Origin of the sequence: Actinopolyspora sp. BKK2, assembly GCF_011291845.1 — a bacterium.
GTDB lineage: Bacteria > Actinomycetota > Actinomycetes > Mycobacteriales > Pseudonocardiaceae > Actinopolyspora > Actinopolyspora saharensis.
Genome location: NZ_JAANTE010000002.1, coordinates 24,881 through 41,349, shown reverse-complemented (window position 1 = coordinate 41,349; position 16,469 = coordinate 24,881). Strand labels below are relative to the sequence as shown.

Annotated in this window: 10 protein-coding genes; 6 read left to right on the top strand and 4 right to left on the bottom strand. The window is 69.5% G+C overall.

The genetic code is table 11. The features are described from left to right. Positions 1-49: 49 nt before the first annotated feature. Positions 50-1,954, bottom strand: coding sequence for a molecular chaperone DnaK (dnaK, locus tag G9Q41_RS03960; RefSeq protein ID WP_165632068.1), 1,905 nt, complete (start codon positions 1,952-1,954; stop codon positions 50-52). A gap of 779 nt (positions 1,955-2,733) precedes the next feature. Here dnaK and hisG point away from each other — a divergent pair. Further along, on the top strand, positions 2,734-3,600 hold the full coding sequence (hisG, locus tag G9Q41_RS03955) for an ATP phosphoribosyltransferase (RefSeq protein ID WP_207630591.1): 867 nt from the start codon (positions 2,734-2,736) through the stop codon (positions 3,598-3,600). 70 nt (positions 3,601-3,670) lie between these two features. On the opposite strand, the gene G9Q41_RS03950 is transcribed toward hisG, so the two are convergent. The 3 genes from G9Q41_RS03950 to G9Q41_RS03940 all read right to left on the bottom strand — a co-directional run bounded on the left by G9Q41_RS03950 (position 3,671) and on the right by G9Q41_RS03940 (position 5,219). After that, positions 3,671-4,261, bottom strand: coding sequence for a TetR/AcrR family transcriptional regulator (locus tag G9Q41_RS03950; RefSeq protein ID WP_092525299.1), 591 nt, complete (start codon positions 4,259-4,261; stop codon positions 3,671-3,673). After that, the gene (locus tag G9Q41_RS03945) at positions 4,258-4,581 is read right to left on the bottom strand and encodes an SMR family transporter (protein ID WP_165632146.1); all 324 of its coding nucleotides are present in this window, start codon (positions 4,579-4,581) and stop codon (positions 4,258-4,260) included. Before G9Q41_RS03945 ends, G9Q41_RS03950 begins: the two co-directional genes overlap by 4 nt. Positions 4,582-4,745: 164 nt before the next feature. Beyond that, positions 4,746-5,219: a DUF1707 domain-containing protein gene (locus G9Q41_RS03940; RefSeq protein WP_165632070.1), complete on the bottom strand. Its 474-nt coding sequence runs from the start codon at positions 5,217-5,219 to the stop codon at positions 4,746-4,748. 473 nt (positions 5,220-5,692) lie between these two features. On the opposite strand from G9Q41_RS03940, the gene G9Q41_RS03935 reads away from it, so the two are divergent. From G9Q41_RS03935 to G9Q41_RS03915, 5 genes are all read left to right on the top strand, one after another. Then, positions 5,693-7,969 (top strand): heterodisulfide reductase-related iron-sulfur binding cluster, encoded by a 2,277-nt coding sequence (locus tag G9Q41_RS03935; protein ID WP_165632071.1) that lies wholly within the window; start codon positions 5,693-5,695, stop codon positions 7,967-7,969. 436 nt (positions 7,970-8,405) lie between these two features. Continuing rightward, the gene (locus G9Q41_RS03930; protein WP_165632147.1) at positions 8,406-9,920 is read left to right on the top strand and encodes a TIGR02677 family protein; all 1,515 of its coding nucleotides are present in this window, start codon (positions 8,406-8,408) and stop codon (positions 9,918-9,920) included. Beyond that, positions 9,917-11,152, top strand: a complete 1,236-nt coding sequence (locus G9Q41_RS03925) for a TIGR02678 family protein (RefSeq protein ID WP_165632072.1) — start codon at positions 9,917-9,919, stop codon at positions 11,150-11,152. Before G9Q41_RS03930 ends, G9Q41_RS03925 begins: the two co-directional genes overlap by 4 nt. Next, positions 11,149-15,168, top strand: a complete 4,020-nt coding sequence (locus tag G9Q41_RS03920) for a TIGR02680 family protein (protein ID WP_165632073.1) — start codon at positions 11,149-11,151, stop codon at positions 15,166-15,168. The genes G9Q41_RS03925 and G9Q41_RS03920 overlap by 4 nt, the downstream gene beginning before the upstream one ends. After that, positions 15,165-16,439: a TIGR02679 family protein gene (locus G9Q41_RS03915; protein ID WP_165632074.1), complete on the top strand. Its 1,275-nt coding sequence runs from the start codon at positions 15,165-15,167 to the stop codon at positions 16,437-16,439. The genes G9Q41_RS03920 and G9Q41_RS03915 overlap by 4 nt, the downstream gene beginning before the upstream one ends. Positions 16,440-16,469: the final 30 nt, after the last annotated feature.

Sequence of the window (16,469 nt, the reverse complement as noted above, 5' to 3'; positions counted from 1 at the left end):
TGTGCTCCGGAGGCCTGCGGGCCCCGGTCCTCTTCTGGCTTGTTCGGAGTCACTTCTTCTTCTCGTCCTCGTCGTCGACGACCTCGGCGTCCACCACATCGTCAGCACCGGAGGACTCGGAAGAGCCCGAGGCCTGACCGTCGTCCGCGGCACCGGCAGCGCCCGCGGCACCGGCAGCGCCCGCGGCACCGGCAGCGGCCGACTCGTCACCGCCGCCCTCGGAGTACAGCGCCTGGCCCAGCGACTGCGACTCGGTGGCCAGCTTCTCCACCGCCGACTTGATGGCGTCGGAGTCCTCGCCCTTCAGCGCCTCGTTGACCTCGTCGATGGCGCTGCGCACCTTCTGCTTGGTCTCGTCCGGCAGCTTGTCGTCGTTGTCGGACAGGACCTTCTCGGTCTGGTGGACCATCGACTCCGCCTGGTTGCGGGTCTCGGCCTCCTCGCGCTTCTTCTTGTCCTCCTCGGCGTGGGCCTCGGCGTCCTTGACCATCTGGTCGATGTCCTCCTTCGGCAGCGCCGAGCCGCCGGTGATGGTCATCGACTGTTCCTTGCCGGTGCCCTGGTCCTTGGCGTTGACGTGCACGATGCCGTTGGCGTCGATGTCGAAGGTGACCTCGATCTGCGGCACACCGCGCGGCGCGGGCGGCAGCCCGGTCAGCTCGAACATGCCGAGCTTCTTGTTCTCCGAGGCCATCTCGCGCTCGCCCTGGAAGACCTGGATCTGCACCGACGGCTGGTTGTCATCGGCCGTGGTGAAGGTCTCCGAACGCTTGGTCGGGATCGTGGTGTTGCGCTCGATCAGCTTGGTCATGATGCCGCCCTTGGTCTCGATGCCCAGGGACAGCGGCGTGACGTCGAGCAGCAGCACGTCCTTGACGTCACCGCGCAGCACACCGGCCTGCAGACCGGCACCGACCGCGACGACCTCGTCCGGGTTGACGCCCTTGTTCGGCTCCTTGCCGCCGGTGAGCTCCTTGACCAGGTCGGTCACGGCGGGCATGCGGGTCGAGCCGCCGACCAGCACCACGTGGTTGATGTCGCCCACGCCGACGCCGCCGTCGCGCAGCACCGACTCGAAGGGCTTGCGCGTGCGCTCGAGCAGGTCCGAGGTGATCCGCTGGAACTCGGCCCTGGTCAGGGTCTCTTCCAGGAAGAGCGGGTTCTTGTCCGCGTCGACGGTGATGTAGGGCAGGTTGATGTTGCTCTGCGCGGAGCTGGAGAGCTCGATCTTGGCCTTCTCGGCCGCCTCCTTGATCCGCTGCAGCGCCATCTTGTCCTTGGTCAGGTCGATGCCGTTGGCGGACTTGAACTTCTCGACCAGCCACTCGACGATGCGCTCGTCCCAGTCGTCACCACCGAGGTGGTTGTCACCGCTGGTGGCGCGGACCTCGACGACGCCCTCGCCGATCTCGAGCAGGGAGACGTCGAACGTCCCGCCACCGAGGTCGAAGACCAGGATGCGCTGCTCGTTCTCGCCCTTGTCCAGCCCGTAGGCCAGCGCGGCCGCCGTCGGCTCGTTGACGATGCGCAGCACGTCGAGCCCGGCGATCTGGCCGGCTTCCTTGGTGGCCTGGCGCTGGGCGTCCTCGAAGTAGGCGGGGACGGTGATGACGGCCTCGGTGACGTCCTCACCCAGGTAGGCCTCGGCGTCCCGCTTGAGCTTCATCAGCACCCGCGCGCTGATCTCCTGCGGGGTGTAGTCCTTCTCGTCGATCGTGGTCTTCCAGTCGGTGCCCATGTGGCGCTTGACCGACCTGATGGTCCGATCGACGTTGGTCACGGCCTGGTTCTTGGCCGGCTGACCGGTGAGCACCTCACCGTTCTTCGCGAAAGCGACGACGGACGGTGTCGTCCGCGCACCCTCGGAGTTGGCGATGACCGTGGACTCACCGCCTTCCAGGACGGAAACGACGGAGTTTGTCGTCCCCAGGTCGATACCGACCGCTCGCCCCATTGGAAGCATCCTCCAGTAATGTTGGTTCCGTAGCCAGGACTTACGACTCCTGAGCCTGCCTGACTCAAGTTTTACCGAAACAGCGTCCGATCCGTCAAACCGGGTTTGAGTCCAGCAAGCTCAAGGTTCCTGCCCGTGGAACGCATGACCTTCCACGAGCATTCCGGACGCACTTCCAACAACCCTGTGACCTGCGCGAATATTCCGAGCCAGCTCCGGTCGGCACTCGGTCGGCACCCCGCGAGCTCCCCGCCGACCTGCCGAGCGGCTCCAGCCGCACCGCGCTCCCGGAGGGCGCGGGAGGAACTCCCGCGAGGGGATCAGGCCGGAACGCCCGCACGTGAGCCCCGGCACTCCGCAGGGCTCCCGCGCGCACCGGAGACGTGCGAGCACCCGCGCTGCGCGAGTGGCGCACGAGCGGGGCCGAGCAGCGGAACGCCGGGGAGCCGAGCCCTCCCCGGCCGATCAGCCGAACGAACGCGCCCCGCAGCGCACTACTAGGATTGGCACTCCAGGGCACAGCAGTGCTTTGTCAGGTGTGTCCGTCCGGTTGCCCGAGCTCGTCCTTCGGCGCGGGCCGCGTCGAAGCGCACCACCCGAGCAGTCGGCACCGCCGCGGGTTCTCCCGTGCGTGCCCTCGCGAGGACGACTCCGACGTGGCGCAGGCCGCCATCCGCGTCGGGGCTCGGCGCAGCGAGAGCCCACGAGGGGTTCCGCTCGGCGACCAACTACGACAATCGAGCCGACGAAGTCCCGACAGGCTGTATTTGAGGATGCTGATGTTGCGCGTCGCCGTCCCGAACAAGGGATCGCTACACGGCCCGACCACCCAACTGCTGGACGAAGCGGGATACCGGCTGCACCGCGAGCATCGGGCCCTGTTCGCCGAGGACCGGGCGAACAACGTGCGGTTCATCTTCTGGCGAGCCGGCGACATCGCCCGCAACGTGGGCGCAGGCGTGCTCGACGTCGGCATCACCGGCCAGGACCTGCTGGCCGGGGCGGGAACGGCCTCCAGCACGGAGGAGCTGCTGCCGCTCGGTTTCGGCAACTCCGAGTTCTACTTCGCCGCCGCCGCCGACGGCCCGATCAGCTCGGTGGCGGACCTGGACGGCAAGCGGGTCGCGACCTCGTTCCCCCGCCTGGTCGAGCAGGCCGCGCAGCGCTACGGCATCGAGGTCCGCACCGTGGAGTTGGACGGGGCCGTGGAGACCGCGGTCGAGCTGGGGCTGGCCGAGGCCATCGCCGATGTGGTCGAAACCGGTTCCTCCCTGCGCGCGGCAGGCCTGGTGACCCTGGGCGAGCCGATCCTGCGCTCGCAGGCCGTGCTGGTGCGCGGTTCGGAGACGGCGCTGACCGAGGAGCGGGAGCAGGCGGTGCAGGTGCTGCTGCAGCGCCTGCGCGGTGTGCTCGACGCGCGCAGCTTCGTGGTCATGGACTACAACTGCCCCGAGTCCGCGCTCGAGACGGCCACCGCGATCACGCCGGGCAAGGAGTCGCCGACCGTGTCCAACCTCGCCGAGCCCGGCCTGGTCGCGGTCCGGAGCATGGTCCCGCGCGCCGACGTCCAGAACGTGATGGACCGGCTGGCCGAGGTGGGAGCCACCGAGATACTGGTCACGCGCCTGGAGGCCTGCCGCCTCTGACCGGGGCGGAGTTCCCCGCCGGGTTTCCCCGTCGCCGGGCGGTCCGCGGAGCCTCCCGGGCGCGGACCGCTCACTCCCGCGGGCGCAGCAGAGCCGCCAGCGCCGGGCGGAACGCCTCGGGTCCCGGGGGCTGCTCGGCGATCAGCGCCTGCATCAGCAGACCGTCGAGGGCGGCGAGCATCGCCTGCACGGCACCGGAGTCCCCGTCCCCGATGCCGTGGACGTAGCCCGCCGTGACCTCCATCCAGCGCCGTGCGGCGGGCCGCAGCGCCGGACGACGGGCCGCCAGCAGGTAGAGCTCGTACTCGGCCAGCGTCCGCCCCCGGTGGTTCCGCACCATTCCGGACAGCATCTCGGCCGTGGCGGCCACCCAGCGCTCCGGGTCGTCGGCGGCGTCCTCGGTCGACCGGCGCAGCTCGGAGATCATCGTTTCGCAGCTCTCCAGCAGGGTGGCCACCAGCACGCCGTCGATGCTGTCGAAGTAGTAGGTGATCGAGGCGGGTGGGATCTCCGCCTCGCGTGCGATGTTGCGGTGACTCACTCCCGCGATCCCGTCCCGTTCGACCACGCGCAGCGTGGCGTCGATGATCGCGCGACGTCTGCGCTCGCCCTTGGCGCGGCGTCCGTCGGACTGCTCGCCCGGAGCGTCGGTGTCGGTCAATGTGCTCCTCCGGCCTCCAGTGCGACCACACCACCGATGATCAGCACTATTCCCAGTAGTTGGACGAGGGTCATGGTCTCGTTCAGGAAGAACGCGCCGATGAGCACCACGAGGGCGACACCGACACCGGACCAGATCGCGTAGGCGGCCCCGACGGGGATGCCCATCTTGAGGACTCTGGACAGCGCGATGAAAGCGGAGCCGTAGCCGAGCACCACCAGGAGCAGCGGCAGGGGCTTGCTCAGCCCTTCGACGAACCGCAGCGAGATGGTCCCGAGCACCTCCGACAGTATCGCCAGCGCCAGCACGATGTAGACCACGAAGCCTCCGAGCACGGTCACGTCGCCGCGCAGGCGACGGAACAACCAAAAATTGAACAAATGTTCCAGATTTGGAATGTACTCCTCCCCCAGCAGCCGTGTCGAACACCTCGCGCACCACCGCGCGAGCCGAGCCAAGCCCCTCGATGCCCCGAACGGCACGATCAACGACGGGAGGCGCCGCCGAAGGGCCCCTCGTCGTCGGGGTCGCCGTCCTCGGCGGCGTCCGCCCCGCCGAAGCCGAAGAGCATCCCGGACAGCAGGACCAGCGCCCAGATCCCCACCGGGATGGCGGGCCAGAAGTACTGCAGTTCGCCGGAAGCCAGGGAGGTCACGGCCCAGATGCCGATCAGGACGAAGGAAGTGCCCGCCCAGTCGCGCCACTCCTTGCCGAGTTTTCGGTTCTTGCCGGCCGGGGCGGGCGCGGAGTCGGACTCGGCCGCCGCGGGCACTGCGGGCAGGTCCTCCGTCAGCGGCCGGAGCTCCCCCCAGGTCGCGGCCGCGTAGGCGCGCCGAACGCGCTCGTCGAACTCGGCGAGGTCCAACCTGCCCTCGTCCAGGGCGCCACGCAGCCTCCCCACCACCGCTTCGCGGTCGGCATCGGAAGCCCGCATGATCGAATCGTCTGGTTCGGCCATCGCTCCCCCAAACCGGAAACGGCGGCGAGACCGCCGGAGAAACCGGGCCCCGCGAAGTCACCACGCGGGGTTGGACCCACCATACCGAGCCGCTTCCCCCGACGGCACCGCCCGCGAACCGACGGGCAGCATCCCGCCACTTCCCCCGAACAGGTGGCGGGTGATTCAACGTGGTGAAAATCGCACCTGGCTCGCCCGGATCCGCCCGGCGGCGTCCGCGGAAAGACCTTCCCCGCGGGCTGAACCGCACTCACGAGCAGGAACGACAGCGGTGTCCGACCGCCCGCACCATCGGCGGAGACCGTCCGCTCCGCCCCGACTCGGGAGCGTCGAACTGTTGCCCGACCGGTTTTTCGCGATAGCGTTCCGCACAATCACCGGCTGTTTCCACCACGGGCGGAAACCCCAATGGTTACCGACCAGTAACATGGGTTACGCTCGGCGCTCAAACCCGCGAACAGGAGGCCACGAGCATGGTAGCCCTACAGCTCGTCCTGGGCCTGATCTGTATTGCCGTGACCGTCGTCGCGGTGGTCATGGTGGTCAGGACGGTTCGCCGGATGATCTCCTCCATCCGGCTCGGACAACCGGACCCGAACCGCAAGGGGCCGTTCGGCGCCCGGTTCAGCAACATGATCAAGGAAGTCCTCGGGCACACCAAGATGCTCAAGAAGAGCCACGTGGGCATCGCCCACTGGTTCGTCATGGTGGGCTTCGGCGGACTCAGCCTGAGCGTGCTCGTCGCCTATGGCGAAGTCTTCCACGCGCCCTTCGAGATCCCCTGGCTCGGGTCGTTCGGCCCGTGGAACCTGCTGATCGAGATCCTCGGCGTGACCACGATCCTCGGCGGTATCTGGCTGAGCGCGGTGCGCCAGCTCAACCACCCCCGCCGCGCCGGGCGCGTCTCCCGGTTCGCCGGATCCAACTTCTGGCAGGCCTACTTCGTCGAGGCCGTCGTCGTCCTGGAGGGCGTCGGCATCATGGGCCTGCGCTCCTTCAAGGTCTCCTCCGACCTCTTCCACGCCCCGGTCTGGTCGGCACCGATCAGCTTCGCGCTCGGCAGCGTCCTGCCCGCGAGCGCGCTCGCTGTGTCGCTGTTCGCCGCGTTCAAGATCCTCTCGGCGATGATCTGGGTCATCGTCATCGCCTCGAACATCACCATGGGCGTGGCCTGGCACCGGTTCACCGCCTTCTTCAACATCTACTTCAAGCGGGATCCGGAGCGCACCGCGCTCGGCGCGCTGAAGCCGATGATGAGCAACGGCGAACCGATCGACTTCGAGCAGGCCGACCCGGACAACGACACCTTCGGGGCGGGCAGCATCGAGGACTTCTCCTGGAAGGGCTGGCTGGACTTCACCACCTGCACCGAGTGCGGGCGGTGCCAGGACCAGTGCCCTGCCTGGAACACGGCCAAGCCGCTCTCGCCGAAGATGCTGGTCACCAGCCTGCGCGAGCACGCCTACGCCAAGGCTCCGTACCTGCTGGAGGGCGGCAAGAAGGACATGGCCGGCGACGAGGTCGGCCTCACCGGCGACGACGCCGAGCAGCGCAAGGAGAAGATCGACGCGCTGGCCCTCGCCGAGTCGGAACGTCCGCTGGTCGGCACCCCCGAGGAAGCGGGCATCATCGACCCCGAGGTGCTGTGGGCCTGCACCAGCTGCGGCGCCTGCGTCGAGCAGTGCCCGGTGGACATCGAGCACGTCGACCACATCGTCGACATGCGGCGCTACCAGGTGATGATCGAGTCGAACTTCCCCACCGAGCTCGGCGGGATGTTCAAGAACTTGGAGAACAAGGGCAACCCGTGGGGCCAGAACAACTCGGACCGGCTGGCCTGGACCAAGGACCTGGACTTCGAGGTTCCGGTCTTCGACGGTGAGCTGGACGAGGACGTCGAGTACCTGTTCTGGGTCGGCTGCGCCGGCGCGTTCGAGGACCGCGCGAAGAAGACCACCCAGGCCGTCGCCGAGCTGCTGCACATCGCGGGCGTGAAGTACACCGTGCTCGGCCCGGAGGAGGGCTGCACCGGCGACCCGGCACGGCGCGCGGGCAACGAGTTCCTCTTCCAGATGCTGGCCGAGCAGAACGTGGAGACGCTGAACTCCGTGTTCGAGGGGCGCGAGCCCGGCAAGCGCAAGATCGTCGCCACCTGCGCGCACTGCTTCAACAGCCTGGCCAACGAGTACGGGCAGCTCGGCGGCAACTACGAGGTCGTGCACCACACCCAGCTGCTCAACAGGCTGGTGCGGGAGAAGCGACTGGTCCCGGTCGCCCCGGTCACCGAGGACGTCACCTACCACGACCCGTGCTACATCGGCAGGCACAACAAGGTCTACGAGCCCCCGCGCGACCTGGTCAACGCCTCCGGCGCCTCGTTCCGCGAGATGCCCAGGCACGCGGACCGCGCGATGTGCTGCGGGGCCGGCGGCGCCCGGATGTGGATGGAGGAGCGCACCGGCAAGCGGATCAACCTCGACCGCGTGGACGAGGCGCTGGGCACGGCGCCGTCGAAGGTGGCAACCGGGTGCCCGTTCTGCAAGGTCATGCTCACCGACGGGATGACCACGCGGCAGAACGAGCAGACCGCCTCGGAGGACGTCGAGGTCGTCGACGTGGCGCAGCTGCTGCTCCAGTCCGTCAAGCGCGGTGACAGTGGCTCCGGAGCGGACGGTGCGGGAACCGACGGGTCCGGAGGCGACGGTCAGGGCTCGGACGGAGTCACCGCAGGCGCGGGCTCCGGCGGCTGACCGGCTGACGCACCGAGCGGCCGCGGCGGTGCCGCGCCGCCCGCTCGGGGACAACCGCGGTTCGACGATCGGGGCCGGACTCCCGCACGGGGGTCCGGCCCCGTTTCGCGCGCGGTCCGTCTCGTGCGCTCCTGCCGGTCACAGCGCACCACCGAAACGACGACTTCGCGGGGAAACCGGCCTACATCGACGACCCGCGCGCACGGATCGCCCCACCCAGCGAAAGTCGTCCCCGCCTCGATCCCGCTCGAACGTCCGTCGCAGGGCGCCACCTCGCACGTTCGCCCGGCGCTGCGCACGTTTCGCGCGAAACCGACAACAGGCACCGACAACGTCGGTAACCTCTCCTATCGTGGCGCCGTGTGGCCGCTCCCCGAGGCGGTTCCAGCGCCCCGGGAAGGGAGGTGACGTGCAGCCACTGCGTGTTCCGGCCGAGATGTTCAGGTTCACCACCGGTGACCGTTCCGAGCTGTACACAGCGATCCTGCACGCCTTCGGCGAAGCCAACGAGCGGTTGGAAACCGCGCTGGGCATCGATGAGGTGCGCGACAGGCTGCGCTCGGTGGGATGGTTCAACGCCCTTTCCGACGAGGACCTGCACGCCGCGCTGAAGCAGCTGGGCGACTGGGGGCTGTTGGACAACGTCCAGAACCACGCGGAGAACTACCGCACCGCCGCCGAGTACGAACGCCGTAACCTGCAGTACTCGTTGACCAAGTTCGGTGAGGCCGCCTTCGCCGGAGTGCAGCACGCGATGGCCACGCTCGCCTCCAGCGGCGCACTGCAGACCGCGGTGCTCGACGCCATAGCCGACCGGCTCGGCGAGCTGAACGAGCTGCTGCACGACCCCGCCGCCGCCGACCGCAGGATCTTCAGCAGCCTGCAGGAGCTGGAGGGACATCTGGAGGCCCTGCGCAACAACACCAAGCAGTTCAACGGGGAACTGCAACGGCTGCTGCGCACCGAGGGCGTGGACCTGACCACGTTCCACGAGGTCAAATCGGCCACGGTCGCCTACCTGCAGGAGTTCTGCGACCAGCTCGAACAGCGCTGCCACGCCATCGCCTCCGGCATAGCCGAAGTGGAGGACCGCGGTGTGGCGGAGCTGCACCGGCGTGCGCTGCACGGCGCGGAACTACCGCCGGCGGCAGGTGACGAGCGACGCGCCGAGTGGCTGAGTCATCGCGCCACCCGCTGGCAGGGACTGCGGATCTGGTTCCACCCGGAGGACGACTCGGCCCCACGCGCCGAGCAGCTGCTGACCGTGGCGCGGCAGGCGATCGTCACCCTGCTGCAGGTGTTGGAGCGCATCGACGACTCGCGGAAACGTTCCTCCAGCGTGGCCTCCGACTTCCGGGAACTGGCCCGCTGGTTCACCAGGGCGCCCGACGAGGCCGAGCTGCACCGCCTGTTCGCCGCCGCGTTCGGCCTGGGATCCGCGCGCCACGCCCAGCTGATCCACGAGGACCCCGAGGTCATCTCCCCCTCCACATCATGGTCCGAGGCACCGGCGGTGGAGATTTCGGCGACGCTGCGCACCGGGGGCCGCAAGGAGACCTTCGCCCGCACCGGCAGGGTCCGGGACGTCGCCGAACTCAAGCGGCAACGCGCCGAGCGGGCGCGTGCCGAGCGCGCCCAGCTCGAGGCCGCCTGGCAGCGGTTGGCCACCGACGGGCGGGTACGACTGTCCGACTTCGCCGAGCTGGACCACGCGGTGTTCCAACGACTCCTCGAACTGCTGGGCAGAGCGCTGTCCGCCGAGCGGGACACGTCCGGGGCTCGCCGGGCGAGCACCCCGGACGGCCGTGCCGAGATCGAACTGCGCGATCCCGACGAGCGAGCGGAAACAGTGCTGCGCACCCCACACGGCACGTTCGCCGGACCCGACTTCGCGGTCGACATCCGCATCGTGGGACGTGATCTCGACGAGTCCGACCGGGAGGCGAGTTGAGCAATCTCAACAATCAGCTCGTGGCCACCGAGCGCGAAGAACTGGCGCGCTGCATCAGGGTGCTGCTGGCGCATCCGCTGCTGCTCAAAAAGGACGCCCCGAAGGACTTCGATACGGCCAGGCGTCGTCACGAGACGCTGCGCTCCTGGTTCGACTACTACTGTGGCTGGACGCTGACCGTCATGCCCCGTGCCGGATACGCCCGGTTGCACAAGAGCCGCGGCGATGTGGACGCGAGCAGGCCGGCCCGCAGGCTTCGCTCGGGCAAAGCACCGTTCGACCGGCGCCGTTACGCGCTGCTGTGCGTGGTGGCGGCCGAACTGCTGGCCACCCCGACGACCCACATCGCGATGCTCGCCGAGCGGGTCCGCCACAGCACCGGCAACGATCCCGTGGTGCCCACCTTCGACACCTCGATCCGCTCCGAACGAATGGCCTATGTGGATGTGCTCCGGCTGCTGGAGTCGTACGCGGTGCTGGACGCAGTGGATGGAACCACCGAGAGCTTCGTCGATTCCGAGCGAGCGCAGGTGCTCTACCGGGTGGATTCGACCCTGCTGATGCGGCTGCTCAGCACCGCGACCGGCCCCTCCCGGCTCGTCGGGGAAGGAACCGACCACACCGACACCACCGAACTGATCGACGCGCTCTCGACCGATCCGCGCTACGGGACCACCGCCGAGCACGCCTCCCCGAACCAGCGCAACCTCTGGGCGCGGCACTCCGTGATGCGCAAGCTGTTCGACGATCCGGTGGTGTACTGGCAGGACCTGACCGAACAGCAGCACAACTACGCCACCTCGCTGACCGGTCTCCAGCTGATCCGCAAGGCAGCCGAAGAAGCGGGATTCGCCCTGGAGGAGCGGAAGGAGGGTGTGCTGCTGGTGGACCGGGAGGAGATCGCCACCGACAGCACCTTCCCGGACGACTCGGGCAACGCCAAGATCGCCGCGCTGCGGCTGCTGGACGAGCTCAACGCTCACCCGGAGGGCGTGACGACGCAGCGGCTGCACGAGGCCACCGCGGAGATGCTGGCCGGCGAACCCCGCTGGGCCAAGTCCTACCGCTCCGAGGACGGCACCGCACGCCTGGTCGACGACGCGCTGCGGATACTGACCGACTTCGACCTGGCCATTCGGCACGACGAGCGGGTCGTTCCCCGACCGGCCGCCGCCCGCTACCGCCTCGCCGGGATGAAGATCTCGGCCCCCGCGGAAGGGACCCGCGAATGAGCGTCACCGAGCTGCCGACACGGAACAGCGCAGACACCGCGCGGAGCCGCTGGCAACCGAACCGTGCGGGCATCGTCAACGTCTGGCGCTACTACCAGGAGACCTTCCGGTTCCACCGCGGCAGGCTGCTGCTGCGCGGGCCCAACGGAACGGGCAAGTCCAAGGCGCTCGAACTGCTGCTGCCGTTCCTGTTCGACGCGCGACTCACCCCGAAACGACTGTCCACATTCGGCTCCGATCGGGGCATGCACTGGAACCTGATGGGCGAGGGGACCCACGGAACCACGCGGGTCGGCTACGTCTGGATGGAGTTCACCCGCGAGACTCCGGAAGGAGCGGAGTGGTTCTGCTGCGGCGCCCGGCTGCAGGCCAGCAGTCGCACCAGCAACGTGACCACCGCCTACTTCACCACCACTCGTCGGATACACCTCCCCGACTCCCCGGTGCACGACACGGCGGAAATCCTGCCGCTGCTCAACGACTCCGGCCAACCGCTGTCCCAGGCCGCGCTGGGCGAGGCCCTCGGCGGTTCCGGGCAGGTGCACCAGAGCCCGAGCGACTACCGCACCGAGCTGCGCAGCAGGCTCTTCGGCAACATCGGGCAACAGCGCTACGAGTCGCTGATCAGCGCTTTGCTGCAACTGCGCACCCCGAAGCTGTCCGAGCGGCTCGACCCGAAGTTCCTGTCCGATCTGCTGTCCAGCGCGCTGCCGCCGCTCGGTGACGCAGAGATCAGCGAGCTCGCGGACGGCTTCGAACGGCTGGACCGGCAACGCGAACGGGTCGGCAGGCTCGCGGAGGAAGTCGAGGCGGCCGAGAAACTCGCCGAGCGGCAGCAGCAGTACGCGCGGCGGGTGCTCTACAGCGCTGCCGCCGAGCTGACCTCGGCCAACACCGAGGTGGACAGGACGAGCGGAATAGCCCGCGAAACCCAGCGGGACTACGACGACTCGCTCGCCGAACGCGAGCGGCTGCGCAGGAGCAGGAGCGAGACCGAGGGAACGATCACGAACCTGCGGGAGGAGTTCGACGGGCTCAACAACCGCAACAGCGAGCTGAGCGAGCTCGCCACCGACAGCGAGAACGCGCACAACGACGCGAGCGAACTGCGCAGCAAGGCCACCGAAGCGCGGGCGCTGGCCGAAGAGCACGAGCGGAACTCGACGGAGGCTGCCGAGCACGCTCTCCGGGCGGAGACCGAACGGCAGGAAGCCGCCGACACGGCCGGGCAGTCGGCGTGGCGGATCGGGATGTCGACCACCCACCGGGAGATGGCCGCATCCGAACACGACTCGAAACACGCGCGGAACCTGCTGCGCGCGGCCGTCGGCGGCAAGCGGAAAGCACTCGACGAGCTGTACACCGCACTGCACACCCACGAAACGGCGCTGCGGGACCACGAGCAGGCCGAGCAGCGGACCGAACAGGAACGAACCGAGCTGGCCGCGGCCACCGAACGCCGCGAGGCGGCCGAGCACGAGCACGCCACGGCAGTGCTGCGGCAGGCTCAACGACTGCGGGACTGGGCCGGCGGCAACACCGAGCTGCGGATCGACGACGTCGAGGAGCTCGCGGAAGCGGCGGAGGATCACTCGACGGTGCAACGGTTGGTGCGGGACGCCGCCGAACCCGCCGCCGAGGTGCTCACCACCGAACGAACCCGGACGCGGGCGCGCCGCGACGACCTGGCCGAAAGTCGCGCCGCGCACGTGGCCGAGATCGAACGGCTCCGACACGAGACCGACCTGCCACCGGCAGCGCCGACCACCCGCGACGCGGACCGCACGGCACTGCCCGGTGCGCCGCTGTGGAAGCTGGTGGACTTCGCCGAGCGCACCGACGAGGCCACCCGGACCGGTGTCGAGGCGGCACTGCAGGCGAGCGGCCTGCTGGACGCCTGGGTCACCCCGGACGGTAAGCTCACCCCGGACGGCCACGACACGTTCCTGACAACCGACTCCCCCGTATCGGCAGGCGGGCGAACGCTCGCCGAGGTGCTGCGTCCGGAGCCCGAGCACGCGGTTCCCGCGCGGCGGCTGGAGCGGATACTCGCCGCGATCGCCTTCGACGAGCGACTACCCGCCGAGCACCCGGTGGCGATCGGGGCTGACGGGCACTGGCGACTCGGCCCGGCCACCGGGAGCTGGGCGAAACCCGCGGTGGCCCACATCGGCACGACGGCACGCGAGCGAGCCCGCCAACAGCGGATGGCGGAGCTGTCGGAGCTGATCACAGAGCTGGACCATTCGCTGGCCGCGACGGACGAAGCCCTGGCCGAGCTGGAACGGCGCCGCGAACGGCTGCGCACCGAGCGGGACTCGCTGCCCTCCGCCGAGGAGATCGAGACCGCCCGCGGCGAGCTTGACACCGCCACCGCGGCGGTGGCCGCGCGCCAGGACGCCGTGACTCGCGGCGAGCGTCAGGTCGCCGAGTACGCCGCGGCGGTCGAACGGACCCGGAACTCGCTGGCGGCCAAGGCCGACGAGCACGGACTGCCGAGGGACCGAGCCGCGCTGCAGGAGTTCGGCAACGCGCTGGAAGGGTTCGAACGCTGCGGGGAGAGCTGGATCGACGCGATGCGCGAGGCCACCACGGCGGAGCACACCGCACGGGACAAGGCAGCGCAGGCCGAACGCTCGCTCACCATCGCGCAACAGCGCGAGAACGAGGCAGAGCGTGCCGAGCAGCGCGCGGCGACGCTGGCCACGAAGCTGCGCGCCCGGGAACGCGCACTCGGAGCGGAGCAGGGCGAGATTCTGCGTGAGCTGGAGAACGTCCGGGGCAGGCTGCGGCAGGCCGAGTCCGAATCCGAGTCGCTGAACCAGCAGCTGGAGGAACTGTCGCTCCGCATCGGCTCGCTGGAGAGCTCGCGGGTGTCCACCGCGCAGGACCACGAACGCGCGGTGGGGCTGCGCAACGACAGGCTCGAACGCTTCCGGCGGATCGCCGCGACGAGCATTCCGGGCGACGCCGGAATCGAGTTGGACGCGAGTTCCAACGCGATCCGGACGAACCTGGAATCGGCCCGCTCGGTCACCGATAAGTGGCCGAACACGCCGCACACGACCAAGAACATCAACGACTCACTGGACCGGCTCAACGAGACCGTGCACGGCTACCGGGAGGTGCTGGCCGAGCACGCCGCCGTGGCGCTGGAACTGGACGAGGACGTTCACGTGTTCGTGGCGACGATGAACGGCGTCCGACTGGGCGCGACGCAGCTGCTGGAGTCGCTGCGCGCGGAACACGAGCGACAGCGCACCGACATCACCGAACACGAGCACGAGCTGTTCGACAAGACGCTGACCGGTGACGTGCGCAGGCACCTGGCGGAGCGGATCAGGAGCGCCAACGAGCTGGTGGACGCGATGAACGACCGCCTGGAACGGGTGCGCACCGCCTCCGACGTGGCGGTGCGGCTGGTGTGGCAGGTGGGGCGGGACCTTCCCGCGGGCACGCAGGCGGCCCGGGACCTGCTGCTCAAGGACCCGGTGCGGCTGTCGGAACAGGACCGCGAGTCGCTGCACCGGTTCTTCCGGGAACGCATCGAGGACGCCAAGGCCAACAACACCGCCACGTCCTGGGAGGAGCAGCTGCGCGAGGTCTTCGACTACACCCGGTGGCACCGGTTCGACGTCAAGATCGACCGCGGGCGGGACCGCGGCTGGGAACTGCTGACCAGGAAGCTGCACGGGGCGCTCTCCGGCGGAGAGAAGGCCATCGCGCTGCATCTGCCGCTGTTCGCCGCAGTCGCGGCGCATTACGAGTCGATGACCGGAGCACCCCGGATGATCCTGCTCGACGAGGTCTTCGTCGGTGTGGACAGCGCCAACCGGGGGCAGGTGTTCGAACTGCTGAACTCCCTGGAGCTGGACCTGATGCTGACCTCGGACCACGAGTGGGGGACCTACCGGGAACTGGACGGCATCGCGATTCACGCGTTGACCACCGGCGACGGCGACGAAGCGGTCACCACGACACGGTTCGTGTGGGACGGTGAGGGGTGGAGCGAATGAGCCTGCCGGATTCGCTGCGCGACACCGAGCTGCGACCGCTCTGGCGCGCGGTGCACGAACGGCTGTCCTCCGGCCGCACCGTCCGCGGCGTCCGGGTGGGACCGCTGGACGAGACGCAGCGCTCCCGACTGGCCGACCTGCTGGGCAGGACCCGACTGCCGGGGGAGTACGAGCGGATCGCGCTGGCCGAGCTGGACACGGCCCTGCTGGAGGTGTGCGGCCGGGACAGCCGGGCAGTGGTCTCCGAGCTGGTCGGCCCGCTGGACGACCAGGCAGCACGACGGAAGCGGCACACCGACGAGGCGACCGAGCTGTGGCGGTGGCTGGCCGAGCACGAAGTGGTGGCGGCCCGCCCGGAGCTCGCCGACTGGGTCGCGCAGGTCCGACGCAACGGGCTCGTGGACGGTTCGGTCTCCCGCACCCGCGAACTTCTGGGCGAGGCGCTGCGGGTGCTGGCCGGGCTTCCCGGGGCCGGGATTCCGCTGCCGGTGCTGGCGGAGCGCGAGCTGGGCGATCCGCACGCGCTGGACGACGGCACGCGAGTGGCGGGGCTCGTGCTGCGTGCACTGGCCGTGCTGCACGGCGTCCCGGTGCCGGAGTACGCAGAACAACGTCGGGAGCTGTGGGAACGCGCCGGGGTGGCCGAGGACGAGCTCTCCGCCACGGTGCTGGTGGCGGGCCCGGTGCTCGGTGGGCACGGGACCGCCGCGCGAATGCTGCGGGTGGCTGGCGAGGACGGTTGTGCCGTCGCCCTGACACCGGCGCAGTTGCGTGGCGGGACCCAGCACGGCGGGATCGTCCCGGCCGAGGGCGTGACCGAGGTGTACGTAGTGGAGAACCCGGCGGTGCTGACGCTGGCGCTGCGGCGGTTCGGCGCGTGTTGCCCGCCGATGATCTGCGTGTCGGGGTGGCCGAACAGCGCGGCGATCCCGCTGCTGCGGGAACTCGCCGCGCACGGGGTGCTTGCCCGCTACCACGGGGATTTCGACGGCGAGGGGCTGCGGATCACCGGGCACCTCGTGGAGCGGGTGGGTGTGCGGCCGTGGCGGATGACCACGGCCGATTACCTGGCTGCCCTGGCGGGCTCGGGCGAGGGTGAATCGCGGCGCGGCGGGCCGGCCGCCGGCTCCGTGCCGGACACCCCGTGGGATCCCGAGCTCGCGGGAGCCGTGCGGGAGCACGGGGTGTCCGTCCCCGAGGAGCGGGTGGCGGAGACGCTGCTGGACGAGTTGGGACGAGCAGTCGTGCAACCGTTCCCCTCGATGGGGTGAAAGATCGGCGTGCTGAACCACGCGGTCGAT

Excerpts from the sequence above, each read along its gene's own strand:
- hisG (WP_207630591.1), top strand. The coding sequence starts at position 2,734 with ATGTTGCGCGTCGCCGTCCCGAACAAGGGATCGCTACACGGCCCGACC.
- G9Q41_RS03915 (WP_165632074.1), top strand. The coding sequence starts at position 15,165 with ATGAGCCTGCCGGATTCGCTGCGCGACACCGAGCTGCGACCGCTCTGG.
- dnaK (WP_165632068.1), bottom strand. The coding sequence starts at position 1,954 with ATGGGGCGAGCGGTCGGTATCGACCTGGGGACGACAAACTCCGTCGTT.
- G9Q41_RS03930 (WP_165632147.1), top strand. The coding sequence starts at position 8,406 with ATGTTCAGGTTCACCACCGGTGACCGTTCCGAGCTGTACACAGCGATC.
- G9Q41_RS03935 (WP_165632071.1), top strand. The coding sequence starts at position 5,693 with ATGGTAGCCCTACAGCTCGTCCTGGGCCTGATCTGTATTGCCGTGACC.
- G9Q41_RS03940 (WP_165632070.1), bottom strand. The coding sequence starts at position 5,219 with ATGGCCGAACCAGACGATTCGATCATGCGGGCTTCCGATGCCGACCGC.
- G9Q41_RS03920 (WP_165632073.1), top strand. The coding sequence starts at position 11,149 with ATGAGCGTCACCGAGCTGCCGACACGGAACAGCGCAGACACCGCGCGG.